Genomic DNA, 23,885 nt, shown 5'->3' on the forward strand with positions numbered 1-23,885 from the left:
AAGCTATGCAGTCTTATCAAAGTATTTTATCTGAAATTTGTAACCTTAAAAATTTGGGGATTCGCCAAAACCTGGATCATGTTTGTACGGCGCTTGAAAAATTGGGCAACCCCCATCTTGGTTATCCTGCCATCCATGTGGCTGGAACCAATGGCAAGGGATCAACCTGCGCCATGATTTCTTCAATCCTTCAAAACAGCGGTTTTAAAGTGGGATGGACTCTTTCACCCCATCTCGTTGACTTTCGTGAACGCATTCAAATTAATAATGAGTTCATCCCAAAACCTGATGTTGTTCGATATCACAAACTCATAAAACAAAAACTGGGGTTGGGTTTTTTGACTTATTTTGAATGGGTGACGATCATGGCTTTTCTTCACTTTAAAGAGCAAAAAGTGGATGTGGCTGTTTTGGAAACAGGGATGGGGGGTCGTTGGGATACGACCAATGTGTGCCAGCCCTTGGTGGGGGTTATCACCAATGTCAGTTATGACCATGAAGCCATTTTGGGAGATACGCTGGAAAAAATTTTGGGTGAGAAGATGCAGATTGTCAAAAAGGGAATGGATGTGTGGACGGGGATAAAGGAATCTCATTTACTGGCTCAACTCAAAACTCATTGCGAGCAGGTGAGGGCCTTTTTTCATCAGGCCGATCTTGGGGTAAGGGCAATTCATGAATTGCCCCTACAAGGACGGCATCAAATACAGAATGCCGCCTTGGCCATGGGGGTTTGCCAGTCATTACGTCAAAGGGGCTGGGTCATTTCCGATGAAAATATAAAAACTGGAATGAAGGCCACTGTGTGGCCCGGAAGACTGGAGATTATCTCCGAGAAGCCTTACATTTTGCTGGATTGTGCCCATAACCCGGCGGGGGTGCAGGTTTTAGCTGATTTTTTAAAAACCCAATCCCGAAAATATAAACTCATTTTTACAACCCTTTCGGATAGACCTTTTAAAAGCATGTTAAAGGCACTCCTTCCCTCTATTACCGAGGTGCACATTCCCTTTTTGAAAGAAAATCGGGCATGGTCCTCCGACGATTTGCGTCAAAAGATCGAGGCGATGGCACTGGATATCCCTGTTTTTTTCATGGATTTGAATAGGCCATCGTGGGAAAATTTTAAAAGTCGGTTAAAACTTGATGACTCTGTTTTGGTGACAGGGTCCATTTATCTGGTTTCTGAAATTCGACAAATGCTTAAGGAGTATTCATGAAGTCTCTTTCAAAAATTATTTTGCTGGTTCTTTTTTTATTTTCCCATTCGGTCCAGGCAGAAATGCTTGAACCCACTTTGCTTGAAGTGACCGAACTTACCTATAGCGACCGTTTTGATGAAGCCATAAGTCTGGCTGATTCCTATATAGCTTCCCATCCATCCGATCCCCGGGGTTTGGTTGTAAAAGCCATGGCCATGGACTGGAAACAAAAAATAACGGCAGGTTTTGAAAAGAAATTAGATGGTCAAATTTTAGAAATGCTCAAAAATGCCAATCTTATGGCTTTTATCCAGTGGGAAAGGGATCCAAAAAACATTGATAAAATGATCACCCTTGGAAACAGTTATTTATACCTTTCAAAAAAATGGGTTGATCTTAAAAAACAGGGACGCGCGGGGCTCATTTTAAAAAAATGTCGCAAGCATTTGGAAGAAGCTATTTCGTTAGATCCTAAGCGATATGATGCTTACCTGGCTTTGGGACTTTTTAATTTTTATATGGCTAATATTCCCCCCGGATTTAAATTTCTGGCCGGTTTATTGGGAATGACGGGGAATGAAGCAGTTGGATTAAAACAGTTAAAAATGGCTTCGGAAAACAAAAACCTTCATTGGGTGGATGCCAAATTTATTTTGGCCTATGCGTTTGGAAAAACCAAAAAAGATTACCCTTCAAGCCTGGCCATCATGAATGATTTGGTGACCCGTTATCCTAAAAATGTTTTTTTCAGGCATTTTAAGGCAGAATATGAAACCAAAGCCAAACAATATGCCCTGGCGCGCGCTGATTTTTCAAAATTCTTGGGAATGTGTTTGGCCCGCCTCAAAAATCCCTGTTCTGGTGAGCTCTTGTTTGAAGCCCATTATTACTTGGCCTCAGGTTATATTGTTGAATCAAAATGGAATGAAGCGGCCAAGGAAATCGCCCTTGCTGAAGGCATCTCTTTTACATCTCACCCTGATATGCTGGTAAAACTTTATTACAACAAGGGCATCGTGTTTAAAGCTTTGGGAAAGAAAAGTGAGGCCATTGTTGAATTTAGAAAAGTAGAAAATAAAAAAGAGCTTAATACAAAAGCCTGGGAACAAGCCAAAAAAGAATTGTTGGAAATGGGGGAAAAAATAGAAAATAGAAAATAGAAAATGGAGGAAAAATTTCCTTTGGAAATTTTTGTGCCGGAGGTGGGAGTTGAACCCACACACACTTGCGTGCATCGGATTTTGAGTCCGACGTGTCTGCCATTCCACCACTCCGGCAAAGCAACCAAAACAAAGAGAAGGGGGAGTTTCCTACTTCTATTTTCAGGACAGTTCAAATGATTTTTTGAGGCATTTTTTGAGGCATTTTGACGGGGGCTTTCCTGAAAACATTTTTTTGTGGATGAAACAATTTGAAATCCGGTTTCAATAAAAAGTTCGGTTGGAATGTTTCTTGGGCTTGAAAAAGATTCTTATGAGGCAAATTGTTTCATCCACAAAAAAATGTTTTCAGGAAAGATTAAAAAGACAGAATTTACTTATTACTTACTTTAGGTTGGGACTTGGTTTCAAGTTCGTCCATCATTTCCATTTCACGAACCATGGGGTCTATTTCTCCCCCGTAACGGCGTAGGTTTTCATCAGTACGAGAAACGACAACCTCATATTCCTGTTTGGGGAGATGAACGTAGGCTGTGTTGATTTTGTGCGTGGGAGTATAGGTTTTGTAATGAGGGAGATATTGTCCCCCACAGGAGAGAATTTCAGAAGATTCCCCCAAACGATGGTAGACCGACTGGGCTTTTTCATAAGCTGGCAGCAGAACTGAACCGCATAATGTTTCTCTCCATCGACTCATATCCATCTCCTTACACCCATAAAGAGAAGCAATTCACATGCCATTTTATGCGCGGAAAATGGCGTCTTTTTATATAATAATTCCAGTTACTTATGATTTTTATGAGTGGAGGGTAGAAACATCTTTCCAAAAGAAGGGAAACTTTCTTCCCTTTTCAAGTCAATTTGTTGACAAAACTGATGACAAAACTGATGTCTTAAAGCCTTAAAGATTGTAAGAATATTCAAATCTTATGACGCAAGCAGCCCAACTCATAGCGGTCATTTATGAAGACACAGAACTGATACTTCTTGATAAAGCAGCTGGAATGCCTGTTTTTCCTCAAAGAAAGGGCGAGGATGATCAAAAAACGGTGCGGCATTGGCTTTGTGCTCATTATCCAGAACAGAAAAGAATTGTTCCCTTTGAAGAAGCGGGGATTGTTCATCGGCTGGATAATGATACTTCCGGAATCTTGGTGGTGGGCAAAACTCAATTGGCCTATGATTTTTTGCGCAAGATATGGAATACGCTGCAAGTAACAAAAGAATATGGGGCTCTCGTGTTGGGAGCCATCACTTCCCCCCTTTTGATAAATCTTTCCATTGCGCATCATCCATCACGTCATAACAAGATGGTGGTGTGCCAAACAGAACAAAAGACCCTCGAACTGAAAGGAAGGCAGGCGTATACAAAAGTGGAGCGCCTTGGGCTTTATCAAGACAAAAGAGGGTATAATTACAGCCTTGTTTCTGTTGAAATCAAAACAGGGGTACGGCATCAGATTAGAGCGCATTTGGCGGGCCAGGGGCATCCCTTGGCGGGAGATGGGCTTTATCAAAACTCATTGAAGAAGAAACAGGATCTTTTGGGAATGCCGCGGCATTTTCTTCATTTAAGGCGCATACAATTACCCCACCCGATGACAGGGGAAAAAATGGCATGGGTGACGGAATTCCCCCATGATTTGATGAATGTATTAAATCAGTTAAGAAGGGTGAGTTAGATTTTTTTTATCCTGAACACATCCACGGCCGAACCAATCCATACAAGACCAAGAAGGGAAAACCCGATTTTGTAAAAGGTTTGACGTTGGACCCAAAGATGGGACGCCATTTCAGGGGCATGGGATATATAATGTTTCAAATTGGTTATTTGTTGCACCTGACGATAAGCATCCATTTCAAAAACAACAATCATGGCCAAAAGAATACCGGCTACGACAACACTAATGAGGGTTCCCGCTATTTTTCGACGAAGATAAAAATGCCCCATTCCAGGAAAAACAAATAGGTTAAGAGCAAATGCGATAAGTGTTTTTGAATTCACCTAAAGGAAAGAATGACACACGGACCTGTTTTTACAAAATGAAATTGTTGCTTCTTGAAAAATCTTTATTTAAAGGAAGAATAGACTTTATCAAGGGTTTGAAGATAAAGGTCGCTTGAATCCGGGCCCAAAGATTTTACAATTTGTTTATAAGATGACACTTCCGAAGATGTACCGTGTTCCATGATATCTTCTTTACGTGTAAAAAAGCGACGCAACATGGAGCGCGAGCTTTTTTTGAAGGCTGTATCCTGGAAAGTGTTAGAATTACTTCCGATGCGAAATTTATTATTTTTGTCTTTTTCTAAACAAACAAATTTATAAGCCATAAAGAACCTCACTATTTAGTAGAGCAAAAAGGGTGCCATAAGAAATGAGAGTGTGTCTTTATAAGTTATTGGTATAATTAACTTATTTATAGTTCTTTTTATTGAAGAGCTTATTAGTTAAGGTTTTTTGGGGAGATTTTAAATTTTTAGGGGGCCCAAACCCCCAATTAATTCAAGGGAATTTTATGGGAGATCGACGCGTTGTTCTCGATTTAGAAACAAAGAAAACCTTTGATGAAGTCGGTGGCAGGGAGCACATTGATCAATTAGGTATTAGTGTGGTGGGTATTTATGATTATGAATGCAGCAAATATCGCACCTACGAAGAAAAAGAATTGGGGCAGTTACAAAATTTTTTGATCGATGCCTCCCTGATCATTGGTTTTAATCATATCAATTTTGATTTTGCCGTGCTGCAAGCCTATTTTTCAATCGATGTCGAAACACTTCCCGCTTTTGATATTTTGGCTGATTTTGAAAAAAAAGCGGGCCATCGCATTGGCCTTGATTCGCTGGCCAAAGCCACGCTTAATGTGGGGAAAACGGGACATGGATTGGATGCCATCCGTTTTTACAGGGAAGGGCGCATGGAGGAATTGAAATCGTATTGCCTGAATGATGTCAAAGTCACGCGCGACATTTTTGAATATGGCATTGAAAACGGAAAAATTTTTTATTTTTCAAAAATAGGACAGCAAAAAAAGGAAATGGCGGTTGATTGGAAACAATACAAAAAACCAAAAATCGTAAATCTGGCTTCTGCCCAATATAAACTTTTTTAGAAGTGTCCTAAATAATAGGTGCGTGGGAAGGGCCTATGTTAATAACGATGTAATCGTTAAGAATATAAATCGTCCAACCCAAGAGATGTTCAAATAGAGAAATAGATTTTGGTGCCTGAATGTTTCTTGGTGTTAAACGAGACCCTTTTAACACATAAAGACGGCCATTCCAGCTACGTATAAGGGTTTCCGGTTGAAAAAGATGTTCATAGAAACGAAGAACGTTTTCGGCCAACTCTTTGTACCCGCGTTCGACCCAATAACCACGTTTTTCCTTTTCGACAAAGACAGTCTGGGGAAGGGCGCTCACTCTTTGCCTTAAATAAGAATCGGTAATCCAATCCTCCGGTTTGGAAAAAAATGAAGTAATCAAGCTTGAATCCCTGAGGAAAGTTTCACAAGAATTAACGAGGGCTTTAACAATGGCCAAATCATCACCGTAAAGCCCTGGGGCCTTTTCGCATTGGCGTAAAAGACTCTCAATATTTTCAATCATGGAATCAAAACGTTCAACGATACTTTGAACTATTGGGGTTTCTTCAAGTGAATCTATTTGAAGCAGTGCTTTTACGGTGATTTCTACTAATTTTTGGATGAGTTGATTTACATCATTAAGAATTTCCACCTTTTGCATTGCTTGGCCTGCGAGGGCCAGATCGAACCTTAAGGCTGTAACTTTTGTGTCCAATGCATCATAAGTTGAAAATAATTGCTCTACAGATACTGGAGGAACCGGAGATAACCCTACTACAGGAGGTGTAGGAGGTACGTGTCTTAACGCGAGGGGATCCAAATTTGAACCAGAAAAAAAATACATATCACCAGAAAGAGATACCCTGGGTTGAACGAGAGAAATCGGGGGGGACGAAAAATTAATATGATCTTGCTGTTGCTTCCCTCGATTTAAAGGTGGAAGCCTTCTGACGGTTATTCTGGGGTGAGGATGAGGTTGATATTTTTTAAGTGGTATCGCAGCAAAGGAGGGCCCAAACTTATTATAGCTGTCAGGCCTATGATGAACACGCATGTATCCTGAACGAGGAAAAAACATTTGATCTTCTATCGAAAGAAGCATCCCAAAGCAATACGCAAAGCGTCATTTTTCACTTTTTTTATCATAGAAGGGCGCAGCAAGCGGCGCCCCTACGAGAGGATGGTATGTTTGACCAGGGCACAATGCAGGCTCACAAAATCGCTATGAGCCAAGACGTAGGAGAGTGAATGACGTTTTTCCCGTGTGTGGGCGTATCGCGCAATCGATGACTTGAAGCCAAGTCCCCCAGATCCACGGTGGAAGAATCTAAAAAAACGATGTGGGGTTTTGTTTTCGTCATTCAAGAATGGTTCCTTGGGCCAATTGAAGGGTCAGTTCTGCCATATGGCGGTCAACCTGGGACTTGAGCTCTAATTTTTGGGCTTCAATCAAATCACTTTGGGCCCGTATGAGTAAATCGCTTGACGTACGTCCTTGTTCAAAGCGCAATTCTTCTTCTTTAAGTCTTAAAGTTTGGGCCAGTCTTGCTTTGTGTGCTTGGTTTTGTTCAAGAATCAGGTTTTTAAGTTGAAGGTAAGTTTCACGAACTTGGCGTACGATTTCCAATTCTTTTTCTTTAAGGGCATATAGAGCTTTGGTTTGGTCAATTTTTGATTGGGATAAAGCATTGCGGGCCTTTCTGTTTTGAAGGGGAAATGAAAATTCCATGCCCACTTTCCACTGGCGATGTTCATTTTCGATGTTGTTCAAGGCGTTACCGTAGGTGTTATCCAAACCGTTTAAGGCATAAGTCCCCACCAAATCCATTTCGGGCCAGAGGGCGTTTTTGTTTGTGGATACTTTTAATTTGTGAACCTCAATTTCTTTTTTGAGTTGTTGATAGTCGGGCCTTTTTTCAAAGGCGGTGTTCAATGCTTCATCCAAAGATGAAAATTTTTTTTGAGGGATGGAAGTTTGTGAAAGTTCAAGGGTCCTATTTTTGTCCAAGGCCAAATTTTGTTGCAAGATTTGTTGGCTGGTAATGAGTAGGTTTTGTGCGTTTAAAGAGAGCGTATCCCGTGTGTAATAATTGGCTTCAAAAAGATACACATCGGCTTTATTTGCCAAACCCAATTCATTTTTTTTAAAATTGCTTTTTTGAAGTTCGAGGGCTTTTTGGGATCCCTTTTTCTCAAAGGAAGCATTGTGGAAAGCCCAATAGTAATTCCAGTAGTCGACCAGATTTTTATACAGGGCCACCTGGATTTGGGCCTGGGTAGACGCCTGTAGGCTTTCAGCCTGTTTTTTGGCCAGAGCAATATTTTTTCGCGTGGCAAATCCAAAAAAGTTTTTGGCCATGGGTTGACGAAGGTCTATCTGGCCAATGGTATTGTAAGACGGATTGATGGTTGTAAAAGAAGAATTGGTACGATTCCGCTGATTTAAAAAACTGGCGGTGATTTCAGTCCCCAAAGGTGTGTTCTGGCTTACAGAGGCATTATAATTGAAATTATGGTTGTTATTGCCAAAAACAACGGAAGGCTGCTGAAATTTGTCGCGTGTATAGTTTATTTCTGAAGAAAAAACCGTGTCGTAAATGGATTTGGCTTCTCCGACAATGGTTTTTGTTTTTTTCTGTTCTTCGAGGGCTTTTTGGATTTCAAGGTTTTGGAGAAGGCTTAAGTTTTTTACGGTGGTTTCGTCGAGGGGTAATGTTTGGGCATGGACAAAAAAAGGAATGAGCCAAGAGATCAGGCTTATAAAGGCCAGTTTCCCAACTGCTTTTATTTTTTCACTCATTAGTTATAGGGACTCGCGTCGCCCCCTCCATCCCGCGCCGCGGGATGGAGCCTCCCCCTCAACGCGCCTGTGGCGCTTAATTGGAATCTACAAATTGTACATTCACTTTGTGAGGAATAAGTTTTTTATCATGGGCCATGTCCAAAAACAACTGCACGGCTTTTTTGCCATCGGCTTCATAATCCAGTGTACGCTGGTTTACATACATTCCTACAAATGTGTCGGCGGTTTCGGGGCTTAATCCACGGGCATACTTCATGGCGTGAGCCAAGCCATCTTTTCGGTGTTCCAGGCCATAGGCAATGCTTGCTTTTTGGATGCGGGCCAATTTTTTCATCATTTCAGGCCCAAGATTCCTTCGCACCGCGTTTCCACCCAACGGAAGAGGCAGCCCACCTGTAAGGCCTGCCCACCATTTTCCCAAATCGACAATGAGTTTAAAACCCATGTCTTGGTATTGCAGTTGTCCTTCGTGGATGATAAGCCCGCAGTCAGCCTTGCCTTCTTTGACAACATCCAAAATCTGATCAAAAGGGACAACAATGTGTTCAAACTGGGGTTCTAAAATTTTTAACGCTAAAAAAGCACTGGTCATGGTGCCAGGCACGGCCACAAGTTTTTGTTTTATATCGGAAATGGGGAAAGATTCTTTGGCCACGACCATGGGGCCATAGTTTTCACCCATGGAGGCCCCGCTGCCTAAAAGGGCGTATTTATCGGCCAAGTAAGCATAGGCATGAATGGAGACGGCCGAAATTTCATAGGTTCCCTTCATGGCTTCGCGGTTTAAGGTTTCGATGTCTTTAAGGACATGTTCAAAGGTGAAGCCCTCATTGGGCACTTTGTGTTCGGCCAGACCATAAAACATGAAAGCATCGTCTGAATCAGGGCTATGGGCAATATGAATGAGCATAAGGGGTTTGTTGCTAACAAAGACCTCTTGATTTAGCAACTTTTTTGGCAAATTCTTCCCCTACTTTTGGGGGAAGGGGGTTTTTTTTGTTTGTCCTTTAGAGACCCTTTGTTAGACCCAAGCATGGGGTTTTGAGTTCCCCATTTCAAAAACGGAAAAGAGCCAATATGTTAAAAAACTTAATAATTTCATATATTTAATAAAATTTAAGAGCTGGCACAGGGCTTGCTTTAGTATAAGGGTGGTTGATTAAACCTCCTTATACCCTCCGAGCCGTCTACGGTTTGAAACAAAAGAATCGTAGGCGGCTTACCCCCAAATTCCCATTAAACACCAAAAATAGAACATCAAACATTGAAGAGTTTTTTACGATCTTCGAAGTCCAAACTTCGATGCCCGAAAAAGGCTTGGGATTTTAGTCCAATCCATTTAAGATCGCCTCGGTTTATGCCTGAATTTGGAATTATTCATGATCATACTTTTTCTCTCGTTCTTACCATTGTTTTTGTGGTGTTGAATGGTTTTTTTGTCGCGGCTGAGTTTGCCTTGGTAAAAGTGCGTGCTACTTTCCTGGAAGTTCTTGTCAAAAAAGGAAATACCCTAGCCAAACTAGCCTTTGGAATGGTGAAGCACCTGGATGCTTATCTTTCGGTCACGCAGTTGGGGATTACACTTGCTAGCCTTGGGTTAGGGTGGATCGGAGAGCCTGCCTTGGCGGATTTATTTCATGGAATTTTGGTGAAAGGGAATATTCATATTTCTGATGTTACCTTGCATTCCATATCTTTTGCTGTGGCTTTTATTTTATTGTCAGGCTTGCACATTGTTGTTGGGGAGTTGGTGCCTAAATCAATCGCCATCCGCGTTGCTGATAAGATAATTCTTTTGGTGGCCCTTCCCATGCGGTTTTTTTACATTATTTTCTTTCCGTTCATGTGGATCTTAAATGGTATTTCGAATACCATTCTTAAAATAATCCGCATTCCACCTGCGGGAGGGCCTGCCAGGGCTCATTCAGAAGAAGAAATAAAACTCATTGTTGAAGACTCGTTTGAAGAAGGGGCCATTGGTCCGCGCAAACGATTGCTCCTTGATAAAGCCATCGATTTTTCGCACAAAAAAGTTCACAACATCATGATCCCTGCCGATAAAATGGTTTGTTTTTATGTCGACGACCCTGTTCGTATCAATATCGACAAGGCCATGGAATCGGGTCATACGCGGTTTCCCCTGATTGATACTGATAAAAAGAAGATATTGGGTTTTATCCACATGAAGGATATTATTTGGAATCTGGAACATGAGAAGGTGATCAATCTTTTTGATTTGCGCCGGCCCATCTTGAGTTTGGATGTGGACATGGGACTGGATGCCGCCCTCCGGCGTTTTCAAAACGCCAAAATCCATATTGCCATTGTTGAAGACGTTCATGGGAACGTGCAGGGGCTTGTGACCTTGGAAGATGTTATTGAACAGATTGTGGGCGAGATTGAAGATGAATTTGAATAAATGTAGGGACAATCCTAGGATTGTCCCTACACAGATTATCCTAACGTGAGACAAACGCTTTCAATAAAACAAAAAATTTCTCACAAAAATTAAGTTTTATTTTTTTATCATAAACCGGGTAACGGTGTTTTTTGATTTTAAATAAAATTTTCTGGTAAACATATCCCATGATACGGGCGGCCAAAAGTTTCCCTTTTTTATCTTTTTTGAATTCTTCAAAACTAAGCTGATAGTAGGAAAGCGCCCGGTCAAATTCAAAATCCATGAGCTTGATGAAAGTTTCATCATGCCGGCGATCAAAAATATCTTGGGTGGTAAGACCAAATTTTTTTAAATCTTCTTCTGGCAGGTAAACACGGCCTTTTTCGAGATCGACACCCACATCACGAATAATATTGGTGAGCTGAAGGGCCAGCCCCAGGTTAATGGCCATTTGGTCTGCAGTGGGGCTTTCGTACTCAAAAATCTTCATGCAGGTAAGCCCCACAATGCCCGCGACGCGGTAACAATATTGATAAAGTTCGTCAAAGGTCCGGTAGGTTTTTTTGCCGATATCCATTTCACAACCTTCAACCAGTTTTAAAAAATAATCCTGCGGAATCTTGAAGTGTTGAACGGTTTTTTGAAGCTCGCATAAAAGGGGAAGGGTTGCTGTTTCTGTATAAAGTTTGTGGATTTCCTCTTTCCAATAATTGATCAATTCTTGCTGGCGTGCGGGGTTGTTTTCTTCATCAACGACATCATCAACCACCCTAAAAAAAGCATATACTGACTGGATGGCCAGTCTTTTCTCACGGGATAAAAAGAAGAATGAACTGGAAAAATTTGATTTGCTTTTGGAAGTGATGGCCCGGGCGCTGCTTTGGGTAAGAATGACGGGTGAAGTTTGGGATTGAATCATAAGTGATACGGGGCCTGTTGCAACATTAATGGCCAAAGGTCTCTTTTCTCCAACGGGGGATTATTGTCAAAGATATTTTCCCAATTATTTTTTATGTTTTCTAACCAGGTATTCCCTTGGTGATATAAGACCGTTAAGGCTCCCCCCGTATTTGTTGGGATTTTATTTAACAAAGAAGAGGATTCTTCATACAAATTTCTGATTTTGTCCGTGTGGTGCATGACAAGTCTTCTCAAATTTTCATTAACTTTTTTCCCTTGATAGTTTTTTTCATCATAACGGAAAAGCCCCATGTCTTCCTGGGCAAAGATCATTTTTTCTGATTGGTGATACAGGGGAATCTTCTTTAAACGGATGGTTAATTCCAAAGCTGTGGCTAAAATCCTGGCTTGTTCAATAAGTTTTGGGGCCGGGTAACCCATAAGATGCATGGCGATTTCTGTGAATGGGCCGACTGTTGCAGAGGATGTATGAACCAAATCGGAAAAACGGTCCCATTTCTTTTTGATCCAATCTTTTTTACGACCCCGAATCATCAAAACCGGCAACGATGGAGAAATTTGATGTTGATTGGCTGATAAAACAATTTCTTTGAAGAAAGGATCTTCTTGCGGATTGACGGCAAGACTTTCCCACTGGGTCAGGATCGACATGACGTTGATATTTTTTTGCCAGGTGATATTTTCGAGTTGGATATGGAATGAATAAAATATTTCAAGGGTTGAAAAGATTTGGGGAGACAACTGTTTTTTCAAAAATTCTGGGAGGATGGAATTATTATGGGCAAAAAAAGGTTGAGAGGATTTTTTTCTAATTTTCAAATTTTGAAACCAGCTGATGCCCAAAGTCATAATAGAGAGCTCTTATTTTTGTTTTTGGGATGCTTTTTGAAAACGAATGATGCCCTTGATTTTTTCTTTGTCTTTGTGGATGAGTCTTGAGGCTTCAGAATTACTCAATTCGCTGTGTAACCCTGTGGAAGACTCTTCGGTAAAAAATTCATCCGGTTTTTTACGGGCGCGGCTGGTCAGCTTGACCTTGCGGGCTTCTTTTCTTAAGGCGGGATCGGCATAAACGCCATCAGCAAGTTTAATAAACCCGATATCGCGTACCCCTCCCATTGGCTCGTAATCGTCCGGGTCAAGCTTGTCACCTTTTTCCCAATTGAATTTTTTCTTTTTCGCGGCCATTGGAGTCACCCTACATCAATAAAAAAGGCAGCAAACTTTTTGAAAGGTTTGCTGCCTTTGACTATAGCATAAGCCATTCGTTAAGCGACCAGATTTTTGAGAGCTTGGCCGGCTTTGAATTTTGGAACACGGGATGCCTTGATTTTAATTTCGGCACCCGTTTGAGGATTGCGTCCAATGCGGGCTTTTCTCTTGGCAATGGAGAAAGTGCCAAAACCTGTAAGGGTGATTTTGTCACCTTTCTTCAGGCATTTTGCAACGGCATTGGTTGCAGAGTTCAACGCATTTTCAGCCAAAGCCTTGGCGCAACCACAGTCTTTGGCAATTTGATTGATAAGTTCAGCTTTTGTCATTTTCTACCTCCTTGAAGGCGTTAGAGTAGGTCTTTATTGTTTGCGAAAAATATTTTTCAAAAACTTTAAAGACCAAATTTTTTGGAGAACTCTATCAGTGTCTGATGACACTTAAAAAAGTGATCACCGGCAAACGCCGATAAAATAAGTGAAAGCTATGATAGAAGACAGCAAACCAAAGTCAAGGTTAAAAAAGCGGGCGAAGCATTTTTTTAAACTTTTTCCAGTTTTCAATTTTTGACAAGTTGTCCCTGAATGTTCAGTTTTTACTTTCGGCTTTTGAACTCTTTTCGCGTTGACATTTGGGGGGGGATACCCTAATTTTCAACCTAGTTTTTTCTGGGTAAATTCCCCGGTTTTTCTACTCAATTATGGTCGAATCAAAAGAAGTTATTCCCGTCAGTATTGAAGATGAAATGCGGCATTCCTACCTTGATTACGCCATGAGCGTCATCGTTGGTCGTGCCCTCCCTGATGTGCGTGACGGGCTAAAGCCCGTTCATCGCCGCATCCTTTACGCCATGTTCCGCGAAGGGATTCTTTCATCCAAGCGCTATTCCAAGTGCGCCGGGGTGGTGGGGGAAGTGCTCAAAAAATATCATCCCCATGGGGATTCGGCTGTTTATGAAACCCTGGTGCGCATGGCCCAGGAATGGAACATGCGTTATCTGCTCATTGACGGGCAGGGTAATTTTGGCTCTGTTGATGGCGATTCCCCTGCAGCCTACCGTTATACCGAATGTCGTTTGATGGCCTTGGCTGAAGAAATGATGGCCGACATCGACAAGAATACGGTCGATTTCACCCCTAATTTTGATGAATCAACCCTGGAGCCCATTGTTTTACCCACAAAGATTCCCAATCTCTTGATTAATGGTTCGGAAGGGATTGCCGTAGGGATGGCCACCAAAATCCCTCCGCATAATTTGTCTGAAATTATTGATGCCCTTATCTTGCTCATCAACCAGCCCGAGACCAGTTTGGATGACATCATGAAAATTGTCCCGGGGCCTGATTTTCCCACGGCAGCTTTTATTTATGGCCGCCAGGGTATTCGCCAAGCCTACGAAACAGGGCGGGGAATTATTCATTTAAGAGCCCGTGCCGAAATCGAAAAAATGGCCAAGGGGGAACGGGAAGCCATTATTATTTCCCAAATACCGTTTCAGGTGAATAAAGCCCGTCTTATTGAGTCAATTGCCGGGTTGGTTAATGAGGACAAAATCGACGGGATTTCGGAAATCCGTGATGAATCAGATCGGGAAGGCATGCGTATTGTCATCGAGTTAAAAAAGAATGTTGAGTCGGCCGTGGTTCTCAATCAACTTTACAAGCATACGGCCATGCAGTCTTCCTTTGGGATCATCATGCTTACCATTGTGGGTGGGCAACCCCGCATTTTGGCACTGCGCGATGTTTTAAAACTCTTTTTGGAACATCGAAAAGAAGTGGTGGTCCGTCGTACCATTTTTGAATTGGAAGAAGCCCAAAAACGCGCCCACATTTTAGAAGGTCTGAAAATCGCGGTTGAAAATATTGATGCGGTCATTGAACTCATCAAAAAATCCCCCAATCCTCCCATAGCCAAAACAGGGTTAATGGAAAAGTTCGGGTTAACCGAGATCCAAGCCCAGGCCATTTTGGAAATGAGGTTGGGTCGGCTCACAGGTCTGGAACGGGACAAGATTTTACAGGAATACAAGGAAGTTTTGGTTCTTATCGAAAAGTTAAAATCCATTCTGGGTAGCGAAAAGCTGGTGTTTGAAATCATTGTCCAGGAATTAAATGAAATAAAAGAAAAATATGGTGATGTCCGGAAAACAGAAATTATCGCCAATACTGTAGATCATTTCTCTGATGAAGATTTGATTCAGGAAGAAGATGTGGTGGTGACCATCAGCCACCTGGGTTACGTCAAACGCAACCCCATTGACACCTACCGTGCGCAAAACCGTGGTGGACGTGGGAAAATGGGTATGGACGTGCGTGATGACGATTTTGTAAAGGAAATTTTTATTGCAAGCACCCACAGTTATCTTCTGGTGTTCACCAATTTGGGGCGGGTTTATTGGTTGAAAGTGCATGAAATCCCCGAGGCAGGCCGCACGGCACGGGGAAGGGCCATTACCAATCTGATTGCCCTTAAAGGCGATGAAAAAGTGGCCGCCATTTTGCCTGTGCGAGAATTTTCGCCCGGTCAATTCATTGTTTTTGTCACGCTTAAGGGCACAGTTAAAAAAACCAGCCTGGATGCCTATGCCAATATCCGTATGGGGGGCATTATCGCCCTGGGTATTGACCAGGGGGATGAACTTGTCGAGGTAAAATTAAGTGACGGGAAACGAGATGTGCTCATTGGCACCAAGGAAGGGCAAACAATCCGCTTTACCGAAGATGAAGTGCGTTCCATGGGCCGCCAAGCCACCGGGGTTCGGGGCATTAGCCTGGCGGATAATGATGCTGTGGTGGGGATGGGCCTTGTAGATGCGGGATCCACGGTTTTGACCGTTTCTGAAAACGGTTATGGCAAGCGCACCAGTACCGATGAATACCGTGTGCAGGGGCGTGGGGGTAGTGGCGTTGTAACCATGAAGACGACCGAAAAAACAGGTTTGGTCATTGGAACATTGCAGGTAAAAGACACTGACGATGTCATGCTGATGACCACCATGGGTAAAATTATCCGTCTTCATGTAAATCAAATTTCAATGATTGGCCGCAATACGCAAGGGGTACGGCTTATCCAAATGGAGCCTGGCGAAAAAGTGGTGAGTGTGGCCATTTTGGCTGAACAGGAAAATTCTGAAGGCCCCAAAGAAGGGGATGTTCAGGCATGAAACACTTTTTTGTTGTCATCAGCTTTTTATTTATCTTTGCCTGCCAGGGTTCTCATGAAAAAAAACAGCCTTCTTTGCCACCCCCTCCTTCTCAACCCACAGCAAGTCTTGCCACCAAGCAGGGAAATTTTGTCTTGCAATTGGAAATTGCCAATACCCCCGAAAAACGGGAACAGGGCTTGATGCACCGCACCGATCTTGGTGATGACAAGGCAATGCTTTTTATTTGGGATGAAAATGTCTTAAGTTCTTTTTGGATGAAGGATACACCTACGGCTTTGGACATTATCTTTCTTAACGATAAAAAAGTGGTGACCTATATTGCTCCGGATAACAAACCTCTTTCGGAAGATCTTATCACCCCCTTAAAGCCCTTTCGCTATGCCTTGGAAGTAAAGGCGGGGTTTGCTCTCAAAACAGGCCTGAAGGTGGGGGACATTATTGAATTTTCTTTGCCATAAGGGGGCTTCCCATGCCAATCCTTCAAGTTTTCCAAAGAGGACATTTTTGTTTCAAGGTGGAGCTTCCACGGGCGAGATTTCTTATAGGCCGGTCCTCTGAATGTGACCTGTGTCTTCCTGACGCTGAAATATCACGCAAACACGCCGAAATTTTTTTTGAAAACAATTATTATGTTCTTAACAACATCAGTTCAACCCATACTCTTTTAAATGGGTCTGAAATCAGTTCCCCTTCGGTTCTTCTAGAGGGGCAAAAAATTGATATTGGTTCTTGGCAGCTCAAGTTTAAACAATCCAAAATCCCGGACGAAGAAAGTCAGGGTTCCTACAAAACAGCCCTTACCTATGTATCAGGAGATACGACACGTCTTTTAAGTTTAAATCCTGAAACAGACACCTGTCTTCTTGAAAAGACGATTCTTGTTATCAAAAACCCCTCTGGAGATGAACTCAGAGTGCCTTTTTCAAAAAGAAAAATGCTTTTGGGCTCGTCGTCTTCTTGTGATGTTGTGGTCAAAGATGATTATGTTTCCGGAAGGCACTGTGAAATGAGCCTTCAGGACGAAGGAATTGTTGTTACAGATCTTCATTCAACCAATGGGACCCATGTTGCGGGGAACAAGATTGTGTCTTGTCTGCTTAAAGCAACCCAGTCCTTTACTGTGGGTCAGACCGCCCTTACTTTTTGTGTGCAACAACAGGAAGAAACCTTGAACCCCATTCCAGAGCCGGAGTTTTGTGGGATGGTTGGCAAAGCGCTGTCCATGCAAAAATTATTTGCAAAAATTGCCAAGGTGGCCCCTACCACGCATACCGTGCTGGTTCAGGGAGAAACAGGAAGTGGTAAGGAGCTGGTCGCAAGAGCTTTACATCTCTTGTCTTTGCGTCGAGGCAAACCCTATCTTGTTTTAAATTGTGGGGCCATTTCGCGAAGCCTCATTGAAAGCGAACTTTTTGGGCACGAAAAGGGATCCTTTACAGGAGCTGTGGTCAAACGGATGGGGGCTTTTGAGCAAGTCCAGGGCGGCAGTCTTTTTTTGGATGAAATTGGAGAATTGCCCCTTGAATTGCAGCCGGCCTTGCTGCGGGCTCTTGAAAACCGGACCATCCGAAGGGTGGGGGGCAATGCTGAAATTTCCGTGGATGTAAGGGTGATTGCAGCGACCCATCGTGATTTGTTGAATTTGGTGAAACAGGGGCGTTTTAGAGAAGATTTATATTACCGGCTTTTTGTGGTGCCATTGGAAATTCCTTCTTTAAAAGAAAGGAAGGAAGATATTCCGCTTTTGATTTCCCATTTTTTAAAAGAAGCGGGGGTATCCAAGACTTTTTCGGAGAAAGCTTTGGCCAAATTTTCAGATTATGAGTGGCCAGGAAATATCAGGGAACTAAAAAACAGTGTGTTAAGAAGTCTTATTTTTTCTGAGAAGGAAATTATTGAAGCAAGTGAGGTGGATCTTGTTTTAAAAGAAGAAGAAGCAGAGAGCATCAATCTGGATGAAGTGGAAAAAAACAAGATTGACCAAGCCCTTTTAAAAACGGAAGGCAATAAAGCCAGAGCGGCTGAACTTTTGGGCATTGCCAAATCGACCCTTTTTAAAAAATTAAAAGATTATAATATTTGACAGGGATTTCTGAAATTTCATTTCAACAGAAGAATCTTCAATCAGACCTTGATAACATTTTGAGCGACAGGCCCTTTGGGGCCATCTTGAAGTTCAAATTCAACTTCTTGCCCGTCTTTGAGTGATTTATAACCATCTGCTTGAATAGCAGAGAAATGAACAAATACATCTTTTCCACTGGCGGAATCGGATTCGATGAATCCAAAGCCCTTGGAGTCGTTAAACCATTTAACTTTACCTTTAAGACGTGACATAAAACCCCTCCTTACAGCAATTTTTTAAGGCATTTATCATAAAAAAAAGATCAGCTGCAAGATAATTTAGGGAATGTGCAAAAAGGCCATCATTTCTTTGTCGGCTTCATACACATCATTTCTTAATTGAAGCACTTCCTGCTCATCAATCCAGGCTGTTCGATAAACAAGATGGATGGCAAGGGGGTTTTTGAGGGGGACGTACTGTTCTTCTTTGTTGGTAATAGCCGCGTTTATTTTTTCACTTGTCCATTCCTTGTTCCCACGAAGGACATAGTCGGCGAGTTCCATGGGTTTTTCAATGCGTATGCATCCAGAACTAAAATTGCGGAACTGTCTGGCAAAAAGTTCGGGTTGGGAAGTGTCGTGTAGGTAAACATTGTGTTTGTTGGGAAACATGAACTTGATCGAACCAAGGGCATTGCCTTCGCCTGGTTGCTGAATGATGCTGTAAGAAAAATTCTCTGGGGTTATTTCAGCCCAGTTGACAGTCGAAGGATCAATTTCCTTGAGGGATTTTCCTTCGGAGCTGTAAAGTTTCATGTCGTTGTTGGCCAGAAAATTGGGATCTTTTTGAAGGAGGGGGAGTTTGTCTTTCACTGCAATGGACGTGGGGACATGCCACTTGGGGCTGATCACCATATAGGTGATTTTGTGGCTTAAAAGAGGGGAGGGACGTTCTTTGCGGCCGGTTATGGTTTTCATGGTGAGAACAACATTGCCTTTTTCGACAAGATTTAAATAGAAAGCCGGAATGTTGACATAAATATAACTCGGTCCCGGATCATTGGGGAAAGCCCGCATGCGGTCCAAATTGGACACAATCTGGTTAAGTCTGGTTTGGGCGGATACATTAAAGCTGGAAATGGTTTGATCCCCGATGACTCCATCTTCAAAAAGGCCATTATTGTGTTGATAGGTTTTTACGGCTTCAACCAGTTTTTCGTCATAGAAGTGTTTGTCTTTTTGACTTTTTGGAAAATAATCCTCAATGGAAAGCCGTTCCCTTACCAGGGGAATGCGGGGAGAATGTCCTAAAGGTTCTATTTTGGGCCCCAAAGGAATCGATTTCCATCCCCCATTGGCCACAATTTCTTTATATTTTTTTACGGCTTCCTTTAGTTGGGAATAGCCGGTTTCGCGCGGTAGCAAGGAATACAGGACATTTTTCAGGTTTTTATTGTTAACAGCCTTGTAAAGAGTCTGAATGAGTGGTCCCTGCCCTTCGCTATTAAACCATACGGGTTTGAAGCTTTCCTGGTTTACAAAACCATAGGCCAAATGGGAGGCATAAATCAAAAAGGCATTTGAAAAAAGAAGGTCAAAGCGCGCCAGAGAAATTAAATTTTGGGTGGTTAGTTTTTTACCACGGACCTCGGCTATTTTTTGTGAAAGAGGGCCTGTGGGATAATTTTCAGGGATAAGACCTTCCTCACTGGCTGATTCTAGGGCCACAATGAGTTGTCGAGCCTGTGATTTTACCTTACCTTCATTGGACCACAGGGGTTTATAGCCATTGTTTGCGTATAAGGGTTTTAAGGCAGAATAAGCTTTCCATTCCCCCTGCTTTTTTGGTGCAATACTTAAAGCTCCTTTGATGGATGTGGCAATGATGTCATTGATGGAAACGGCATTTGCCTGGGCAGGGGTCACTTTCAAGGCAGAAAAGCCCAAAGAAAGAACCAAAACACAAACAGCGTGTAGCAAAAAAGCTGGGTTCATAAAGGATGGGATGCATATATCTTAAAGAAGGGCAATTCAAGTGCAAGTTTTATTATGCAAAGCGCGATATTCTTTGATTGTCGCTATCTAAAAATTTCTAGTTTTAATTTTTTTGTTCCCTTTAAAAGGGATTTTGGATTTTTCTTTTGAATGTAGGGGAAAACGCCGAGGAGGGGAACGTTGTATTGTTTCAAAATGCCCGGGTTTGTTTTGTCGGCTAAACTTAAGGAAGATTTTGTCTGGTTTAAAATGACTCCAGCCACCTTGATTTTATTTCTTTTAAGGACGTCCAGTGTCAACAAGGTGTGGTTTAAGGTGCCAAGTCCAAGACGTGCGACGACAATCACGGGGAGTTTTAGGGATTTGATTAAATCAAGGTTTGTTTGAAGCCCCTTGATTGGCGCTAGCAAACCGCCCGCCCCTTCAACAAAAACAGTTTTGTACTTTTTTTGAAGATTTTTTAAGCCCTGTTTTATTTTTGGAAATGAAATCTGAATTCCCGCTCTTTTTGCGGCCAAAGCGGGAGTAAGAGCTTCTTTAAACCAATAAAGATTGATTTCATCTAAGGGTTCCTTCATGCCGGCACATTTTTGCAGAAAAGAAGAATCGTTTCGGTGAATATGATTTGGAGTCAAACGGCTAGCGCATCCTGATTCCAAAGGTTTGAAAGCCCCGATGGGTTTTTTTTTGTGGCAAAAATAAAGGCACAGGGCGCCTGTGACAAGTGTTTTGCCAACGCCTGTGTCCGTACCACAGATGAAAAAAGTGTTTTGCTTCAAACTAAAATTAATTGAGCAAAGGTTCCCATTTGGAGATGTTGTTTTCCAATTCAACCAATGTGGGCAGGTCAAATTCCTTGAGAGCCTTGCGAAGCAAGGCAATTTCGGAAAGAATGACACCCTGGTTCTTGGTGATTTGCTCCAATTGAGAAGAAATATTTTTTAGCAAAACGAGAATTTCGTTGTTGACCATACCTTATACCCCGTAAAACTACTCTCCCTGATGATAAAAGCCTCCATCCCCTTTCATCCACAAACAATGGATGAAATCTCACATCACGCCGATGCATGAAATAATATGACTGTCTGCGTTATCGGTAACACACAGAAAAAAGTTGCGTGGATTTCTAATAATTTTGAAAAAAATTCAAGAGTGGATTTTATGACATCAATAAAAATGGTTATTTTTTTGACTTGTATTTAATTTTGGAAGGTAGAAATAAATTTTTTAAACGCCATCCGGAAGAATGTTACCCAATACGCCCTGGGTTTTTGTGTAGGCCAAAGGGCATGTCTTATCTTCGGGGGCGGTGCATTCACCCTGGGCTTTGCCTCCCCCAAAAGTGAGTGTGCAGACAATTTTTTCGTGTTCACGGAAAGTGAATGTGAGTTTCCGTTTTTTGAACTTAAGCAGTAATTCATCAAATTCTTCCGTAATATTAAACCTAGTGATTTTGTCTCCTGTGACAATCATGGTGATATCAACAGGTTCATCTCCAAAACAGCCTTCGACGCCTTCATCGGGTGCATATCTGCCAGATTCATCCTCGCTTATGGATCCATTGACGGCAATGGTACTAAAATCCCTTTCTTCGCCAGCACCCGGTTTTGTATCCACTTTATCAGCCGAACCGCTGCAGGAAATCAGAAAAGCGGAAATTCCTAATATAATGAAATTATTTAGTTTTTTCATAAATTTATCCTCTAACCCTCACCTCTGTTTATATTATCGAACCTAAACAGAATTTGTTGCGTCTTGTCAAAAAGATTTTATCTGTTTTTTTCCCGTGTATGATGTCCCCCTTTAAAAAAGGGGGATTAAGGGGGATTTGTTTCCGTTCCTGTTTTTGGATCCGCTTTCGCATTTGTTCCTCAGTATGCGGGGAGGGTGCGGAATCAAATCCCCCTGCCCCCCTTTTTTTCAGCCAAAGGACTGATCCGTCCTTCGGCGGAAAAGGGGGATGATACGGGAAATTATTTAAGCGATTGTGATCCTGATTGCAGATGCTCTTGAATAGCCGTTTGGAAAATTTTTCCGAAGCTTTCGAGTTTTTTTGTGCCGACGCCGGTAATCTGAAGGAAAGCCTCGTGGTCTGTAGGGCGGTCCCTGGCCATTTGGCGTAGAGTGGCGTCTGAAAAAATGATATAGGCGGGGACGTCTTGCGCATCGGCTAATTCTTTTCTCAAAACACGCAAGCGTTCGAAGAGTTCTTCGTCATAACTGCTATCTTCGTTTCGCTTGATGGGGTCTACTTTTGTTTTTGGGGTTTGCGAGAGCATCACGGTTTTGCGTTCTCTTAAAATGAGCCGACCTTTTTCGCTTAATTCCAAAGCTCCAAATTGATCGTCCCTGCAAATGACAAGCCCCAAGCGGATGAGTTCACGGCCGATGGAGAGCCATAAGTTCCGGCTTATGTCTTTCCCGATGCCGTAGGTGGAGAGGTTTTGGTGGGTGAATTTGAAGATCTTTTCGTTTTGTGCGCCGACTAAAATATCAACTGTGTGGTTCAAGCCCATCCCAAAGGTGTTTTTCTCGCGGATACGGTAGATGCACGAGAGGAATTTTTGCGCAGCCATTGTACCATCTACCTGTGCCTTGGGGGAGAGGCAGTTGTCGCATCCACCGCAATTTTCTTTTTCGAACTTTTCTCCGAAATAATTGAGAAGGATTTTTCTGCGGCAGATTGCTCCTTCGGCATAGTCGACCATCTGCTGAAGTTGAGCCCAGGCGATTTTCCGTTCTTGGGGGTCTTCTTTTTCATCAATGAAACGCTTTTGTTTGACCACATCCCCTGCACTGAAAAGAAGGAGGCATTCCGAGGGAAGCCCATCGCGCCCGGCGCGTCCTGTTTCCTGGTAGTAACCTTCCACATTTTTTGGCAGATCGGCATGAATGACAAAACGGACATTGGATTTGTTGATGCCCATGCCAAAAGCAATCGTGGCGCAAACAACCTGGATTTCATCCCGTGAAAAAAGTTCCTGATGCCGGCTTCGGAGTTCGGGGGAGAGGCCTGCATGGTAAGGTTTGGCGCGAATGCCGACGGCACTTAATTTTTCCGAGAGGGTTTCGGTCCCTTTTCGGCTGTGGCAGTAAATAATGCCACTTTGCCCGGGCCGGGCCCGCACAAATTGAATCACCTGGCCCGCCGCTTTGTCTTTGGGAGTGACGCGATAATTTAAATTGGGCCGGTTAAAGCTGGCGATGAAGGTACGAGGATTCTGAAGCTTAAGGTGGCTTAAAATATCCTGATGCACGCGCCCCGTGGCGGTGGCGGTCAAGGCCAGGATGGGAATATTGGGGAAATATTTCTTAAGCTCTGAGAGTTTCCGGTATTCCGGCCTAAAATCGTGTCCCCATTCACTGATGCAATGGGCTTCGTCAATGGCGATCAAAGAAATGTCCCAGTTCTTTACCCTTTCTAAAAAATGCGGGAGCATGAGCCGCTCTGGTGCGATGTAGAGAAGACGGTAGTGCCCCGATTCCACATCACGCAATCGTCTGCTGAATTCTTCCGCATCCAGCGACGAGTTCAGAAAGGTGGCTGCAATGCCACTGGCAACAAGGGCATCCACTTGGTCCTTCATCAAGGCAATGAGGGGAGAAATGACCAAAGTAAGCCCCGGTTTGATCAACGCGGGAAGTTGAAAGCAAAGTGATTTGCCTCCGCCCGTGGGAAGAAGCGCAAAGACATCGCGATTATCTAAAACTTCATTGATGATTTCTTCCTGCAACGGCCTGAAATGGGAGAATCCAAAATGTTTTTTTAAAGCGGAGAGAAGGAAAGAAGACTCAACCATGAACGGGGATGTAACAGAACCAAAATGGGAGACAAGGGATTTATTCATTTTTAGCTATCTAAGTTTTTT

Annotated in this window: 25 protein-coding genes and 1 tRNA gene; 9 read left to right on the forward strand and 17 right to left on the reverse strand. The window is 42.6% G+C overall.

All coding sequences use genetic code 11. The annotated features are described in order from the left end of the window. The first annotated feature begins 5 nt into the window (after positions 1-5). Complete coding sequence (locus A2048_02310) at positions 6-1,220, forward strand: hypothetical protein (GenBank protein OGP08890.1); 1,215 nt, start codon at positions 6-8, stop codon at positions 1,218-1,220. Beyond that, the gene (locus tag A2048_02315) at positions 1,217-2,362 is read left to right on the forward strand and encodes a hypothetical protein (GenBank protein ID OGP08891.1); all 1,146 of its coding nucleotides are present in this window, start codon (positions 1,217-1,219) and stop codon (positions 2,360-2,362) included. Before A2048_02310 ends, A2048_02315 begins: the two co-directional genes overlap by 4 nt. 31 nt (positions 2,363-2,393) lie before the next feature. On the opposite strand, the gene A2048_02320 is transcribed toward A2048_02315, so the two are convergent. Both A2048_02320 and A2048_02325 read right to left on the reverse strand, forming a co-directional pair. Beyond that, positions 2,394-2,479: transfer RNA gene (locus tag A2048_02320), tRNA-Leu, on the reverse strand. 256 nt (positions 2,480-2,735) lie between these two features. Beyond that, positions 2,736-3,059, reverse strand: coding sequence for a hypothetical protein (locus A2048_02325; protein ID OGP08892.1), 324 nt, complete (start codon positions 3,057-3,059; stop codon positions 2,736-2,738). A 232-nt stretch (positions 3,060-3,291) separates the two neighbouring features. Here A2048_02325 and A2048_02330 point away from each other — a divergent pair, with 232 nt between their 5' ends. Beyond that, positions 3,292-4,044: a hypothetical protein gene (locus A2048_02330; protein ID OGP08893.1), complete on the forward strand. Its 753-nt coding sequence runs from the start codon at positions 3,292-3,294 to the stop codon at positions 4,042-4,044. On the opposite strand, the gene A2048_02335 is transcribed toward A2048_02330, so the two are convergent. Both A2048_02335 and A2048_02340 read right to left on the reverse strand, forming a co-directional pair. Continuing rightward, a complete protein-coding gene (locus A2048_02335) occupies positions 4,041-4,367 on the reverse strand; it encodes a hypothetical protein (protein OGP08894.1) in 327 nt (108 codons plus the stop codon). The genes A2048_02330 and A2048_02335 overlap by 4 nt on opposite strands. Before the next feature lie 65 nt (positions 4,368-4,432). After that, positions 4,433-4,696 carry a hypothetical protein gene (locus A2048_02340; protein ID OGP08895.1) on the reverse strand — a complete coding sequence of 88 codons (264 nt, stop codon included), beginning with the start codon at positions 4,694-4,696 and terminating at the stop codon, positions 4,433-4,435. Between the two features lie 185 nt (positions 4,697-4,881). On the opposite strand from A2048_02340, the gene A2048_02345 reads away from it, so the two are divergent. Then, positions 4,882-5,478, forward strand: a complete 597-nt coding sequence (locus A2048_02345; protein ID OGP08896.1) for a hypothetical protein — start codon at positions 4,882-4,884, stop codon at positions 5,476-5,478. A gap of 7 nt (positions 5,479-5,485) precedes the next feature. Here A2048_02345 and A2048_02350 read toward each other — a convergent pair whose 3' ends face one another. Next, complete coding sequence (locus A2048_02350) at positions 5,486-6,112, reverse strand: hypothetical protein (GenBank protein ID OGP08897.1); 627 nt, start codon at positions 6,110-6,112, stop codon at positions 5,486-5,488. Positions 6,113-6,441: 329 nt separating this feature from the next. On the opposite strand from A2048_02350, the gene A2048_02355 reads away from it, so the two are divergent. Beyond that, positions 6,442-6,699, forward strand: coding sequence for a hypothetical protein (locus A2048_02355; protein ID OGP08898.1), 258 nt, complete (start codon positions 6,442-6,444; stop codon positions 6,697-6,699). A gap of 109 nt (positions 6,700-6,808) precedes the next feature. On the opposite strand, the gene A2048_02360 is transcribed toward A2048_02355, so the two are convergent. Further along, positions 6,809-8,251, reverse strand: coding sequence for a hypothetical protein (locus A2048_02360; GenBank protein OGP08899.1), 1,443 nt, complete (start codon positions 8,249-8,251; stop codon positions 6,809-6,811). 76 nt (positions 8,252-8,327) lie between these two features. Further along, a complete protein-coding gene (locus A2048_02365) occupies positions 8,328-9,164 on the reverse strand; it encodes an ABC transporter substrate-binding protein (GenBank protein ID OGP08900.1) in 837 nt (278 codons plus the stop codon). A gap of 447 nt (positions 9,165-9,611) precedes the next feature. On the opposite strand from A2048_02365, the gene A2048_02370 reads away from it, so the two are divergent. Next, a complete protein-coding gene (locus A2048_02370; GenBank protein ID OGP08901.1) occupies positions 9,612-10,673 on the forward strand; it encodes a hypothetical protein in 1,062 nt (353 codons plus the stop codon). 40 nt (positions 10,674-10,713) lie between these two features. Here the strand turns inward: A2048_02370 and A2048_02375 are convergent, their stop codons facing one another. From A2048_02375 to A2048_02390, 4 genes are all read right to left on the reverse strand, one after another. Further along, complete coding sequence (locus A2048_02375) at positions 10,714-11,574, reverse strand: hypothetical protein (GenBank protein OGP08902.1); 861 nt, start codon at positions 11,572-11,574, stop codon at positions 10,714-10,716. Next, positions 11,571-12,425: a hypothetical protein gene (locus tag A2048_02380; protein OGP08903.1), complete on the reverse strand. Its 855-nt coding sequence runs from the start codon at positions 12,423-12,425 to the stop codon at positions 11,571-11,573. The genes A2048_02375 and A2048_02380 overlap by 4 nt, the downstream gene beginning before the upstream one ends. Before the next feature lie 12 nt (positions 12,426-12,437). Then, positions 12,438-12,764, reverse strand: a complete 327-nt coding sequence (locus A2048_02385) for a hypothetical protein (protein ID OGP08904.1) — start codon at positions 12,762-12,764, stop codon at positions 12,438-12,440. 80 nt (positions 12,765-12,844) lie between these two features. After that, positions 12,845-13,117 (reverse strand): DNA-binding protein HU, encoded by a 273-nt coding sequence (locus tag A2048_02390; protein OGP08905.1) that lies wholly within the window; start codon positions 13,115-13,117, stop codon positions 12,845-12,847. A 371-nt stretch (positions 13,118-13,488) separates the two neighbouring features. On the opposite strand from A2048_02390, the gene A2048_02395 reads away from it, so the two are divergent. From A2048_02395 to A2048_02405, 3 genes are all read left to right on the forward strand, one after another. After that, a complete protein-coding gene (locus A2048_02395; GenBank protein OGP08906.1) occupies positions 13,489-15,954 on the forward strand; it encodes a DNA gyrase subunit A in 2,466 nt (821 codons plus the stop codon). Beyond that, positions 15,951-16,415 carry a hypothetical protein gene (locus A2048_02400; GenBank protein ID OGP08907.1) on the forward strand — a complete coding sequence of 155 codons (465 nt, stop codon included), beginning with the start codon at positions 15,951-15,953 and terminating at the stop codon, positions 16,413-16,415. The genes A2048_02395 and A2048_02400 overlap by 4 nt, the downstream gene beginning before the upstream one ends. Before the next feature lie 299 nt (positions 16,416-16,714). After that, on the forward strand, positions 16,715-18,040 hold the full coding sequence (locus A2048_02405) for a hypothetical protein (protein ID OGP08953.1): 1,326 nt from the start codon (positions 16,715-16,717) through the stop codon (positions 18,038-18,040). A gap of 41 nt (positions 18,041-18,081) precedes the next feature. On the opposite strand, the gene A2048_02410 is transcribed toward A2048_02405, so the two are convergent. The 6 genes from A2048_02410 to A2048_02435 form a co-directional block, all read right to left on the reverse strand. Next, the gene (locus A2048_02410; protein ID OGP08908.1) at positions 18,082-18,294 is read right to left on the reverse strand and encodes a cold-shock protein; all 213 of its coding nucleotides are present in this window, start codon (positions 18,292-18,294) and stop codon (positions 18,082-18,084) included. 66 nt (positions 18,295-18,360) lie between these two features. Continuing rightward, positions 18,361-20,016, reverse strand: coding sequence for a hypothetical protein (locus A2048_02415; GenBank protein OGP08909.1), 1,656 nt, complete (start codon positions 20,014-20,016; stop codon positions 18,361-18,363). 83 nt (positions 20,017-20,099) lie between these two features. Then, complete coding sequence (locus tag A2048_02420; GenBank protein ID OGP08910.1) at positions 20,100-20,795, reverse strand: dethiobiotin synthase; 696 nt, start codon at positions 20,793-20,795, stop codon at positions 20,100-20,102. A 7-nt stretch (positions 20,796-20,802) separates the two neighbouring features. After that, a complete protein-coding gene (locus A2048_02425) occupies positions 20,803-20,988 on the reverse strand; it encodes a hypothetical protein (protein ID OGP08911.1) in 186 nt (61 codons plus the stop codon). 255 nt (positions 20,989-21,243) lie between these two features. Next, the gene (locus A2048_02430; GenBank protein ID OGP08912.1) at positions 21,244-21,708 is read right to left on the reverse strand and encodes a hypothetical protein; all 465 of its coding nucleotides are present in this window, start codon (positions 21,706-21,708) and stop codon (positions 21,244-21,246) included. Positions 21,709-21,989: 281 nt separating this feature from the next. After that, positions 21,990-23,816, reverse strand: coding sequence for an ATP-dependent DNA helicase RecQ (locus tag A2048_02435; protein ID OGP08954.1), 1,827 nt, complete (start codon positions 23,814-23,816; stop codon positions 21,990-21,992). Between the last annotated feature and the right edge of the window lie 69 nt (positions 23,817-23,885).

Source organism: Deltaproteobacteria bacterium GWA2_45_12 (assembly GCA_001797365.1).
GTDB lineage: Bacteria > UBA10199 > UBA10199 > UBA10199 > UBA10199 > UBA10199.

Bases quoted from the DNA above. Each gene is read 5' to 3' on its own strand.
- A2048_02310 (OGP08890.1), top strand. From the start codon at position 6: ATGCAGTCTTATCAAAGTATTTTATCTGAAATTTGTAACCTTAAAAAT.
- A2048_02315 (OGP08891.1), top strand. From the start codon at position 1,217: ATGAAGTCTCTTTCAAAAATTATTTTGCTGGTTCTTTTTTTATTTTCC.
- A2048_02325 (OGP08892.1), bottom strand. From the start codon at position 3,059: ATGAGTCGATGGAGAGAAACATTATGCGGTTCAGTTCTGCTGCCAGCT.
- A2048_02330 (OGP08893.1), top strand. From the start codon at position 3,292: ATGACGCAAGCAGCCCAACTCATAGCGGTCATTTATGAAGACACAGAA.
- A2048_02340 (OGP08895.1), bottom strand. From the start codon at position 4,696: ATGGCTTATAAATTTGTTTGTTTAGAAAAAGACAAAAATAATAAATTT.
- A2048_02345 (OGP08896.1), top strand. From the start codon at position 4,882: ATGGGAGATCGACGCGTTGTTCTCGATTTAGAAACAAAGAAAACCTTT.
- A2048_02350 (OGP08897.1), bottom strand. From the start codon at position 6,112: ATGCAAAAGGTGGAAATTCTTAATGATGTAAATCAACTCATCCAAAAA.
- A2048_02360 (OGP08899.1), bottom strand. From the start codon at position 8,251: ATGAGTGAAAAAATAAAAGCAGTTGGGAAACTGGCCTTTATAAGCCTG.
- A2048_02365 (OGP08900.1), bottom strand. From the start codon at position 9,164: ATGCTCATTCATATTGCCCATAGCCCTGATTCAGACGATGCTTTCATG.
- A2048_02370 (OGP08901.1), top strand. From the start codon at position 9,612: ATGCCTGAATTTGGAATTATTCATGATCATACTTTTTCTCTCGTTCTT.
- A2048_02375 (OGP08902.1), bottom strand. From the start codon at position 11,574: ATGATTCAATCCCAAACTTCACCCGTCATTCTTACCCAAAGCAGCGCC.
- A2048_02380 (OGP08903.1), bottom strand. From the start codon at position 12,425: ATGACTTTGGGCATCAGCTGGTTTCAAAATTTGAAAATTAGAAAAAAA.
- A2048_02385 (OGP08904.1), bottom strand. From the start codon at position 12,764: ATGGCCGCGAAAAAGAAAAAATTCAATTGGGAAAAAGGTGACAAGCTT.
- A2048_02390 (OGP08905.1), bottom strand. From the start codon at position 13,117: ATGACAAAAGCTGAACTTATCAATCAAATTGCCAAAGACTGTGGTTGC.
- A2048_02395 (OGP08906.1), top strand. From the start codon at position 13,489: ATGGTCGAATCAAAAGAAGTTATTCCCGTCAGTATTGAAGATGAAATG.
- A2048_02400 (OGP08907.1), top strand. From the start codon at position 15,951: ATGAAACACTTTTTTGTTGTCATCAGCTTTTTATTTATCTTTGCCTGC.
- A2048_02410 (OGP08908.1), bottom strand. From the start codon at position 18,294: ATGTCACGTCTTAAAGGTAAAGTTAAATGGTTTAACGACTCCAAGGGC.
- A2048_02415 (OGP08909.1), bottom strand. From the start codon at position 20,016: ATGAACCCAGCTTTTTTGCTACACGCTGTTTGTGTTTTGGTTCTTTCT.
- A2048_02425 (OGP08911.1), bottom strand. From the start codon at position 20,988: ATGGTCAACAACGAAATTCTCGTTTTGCTAAAAAATATTTCTTCTCAA.
- A2048_02430 (OGP08912.1), bottom strand. From the start codon at position 21,708: ATGAAAAAACTAAATAATTTCATTATATTAGGAATTTCCGCTTTTCTG.
- A2048_02435 (OGP08954.1), bottom strand. From the start codon at position 23,816: ATGGTTGAGTCTTCTTTCCTTCTCTCCGCTTTAAAAAAACATTTTGGA.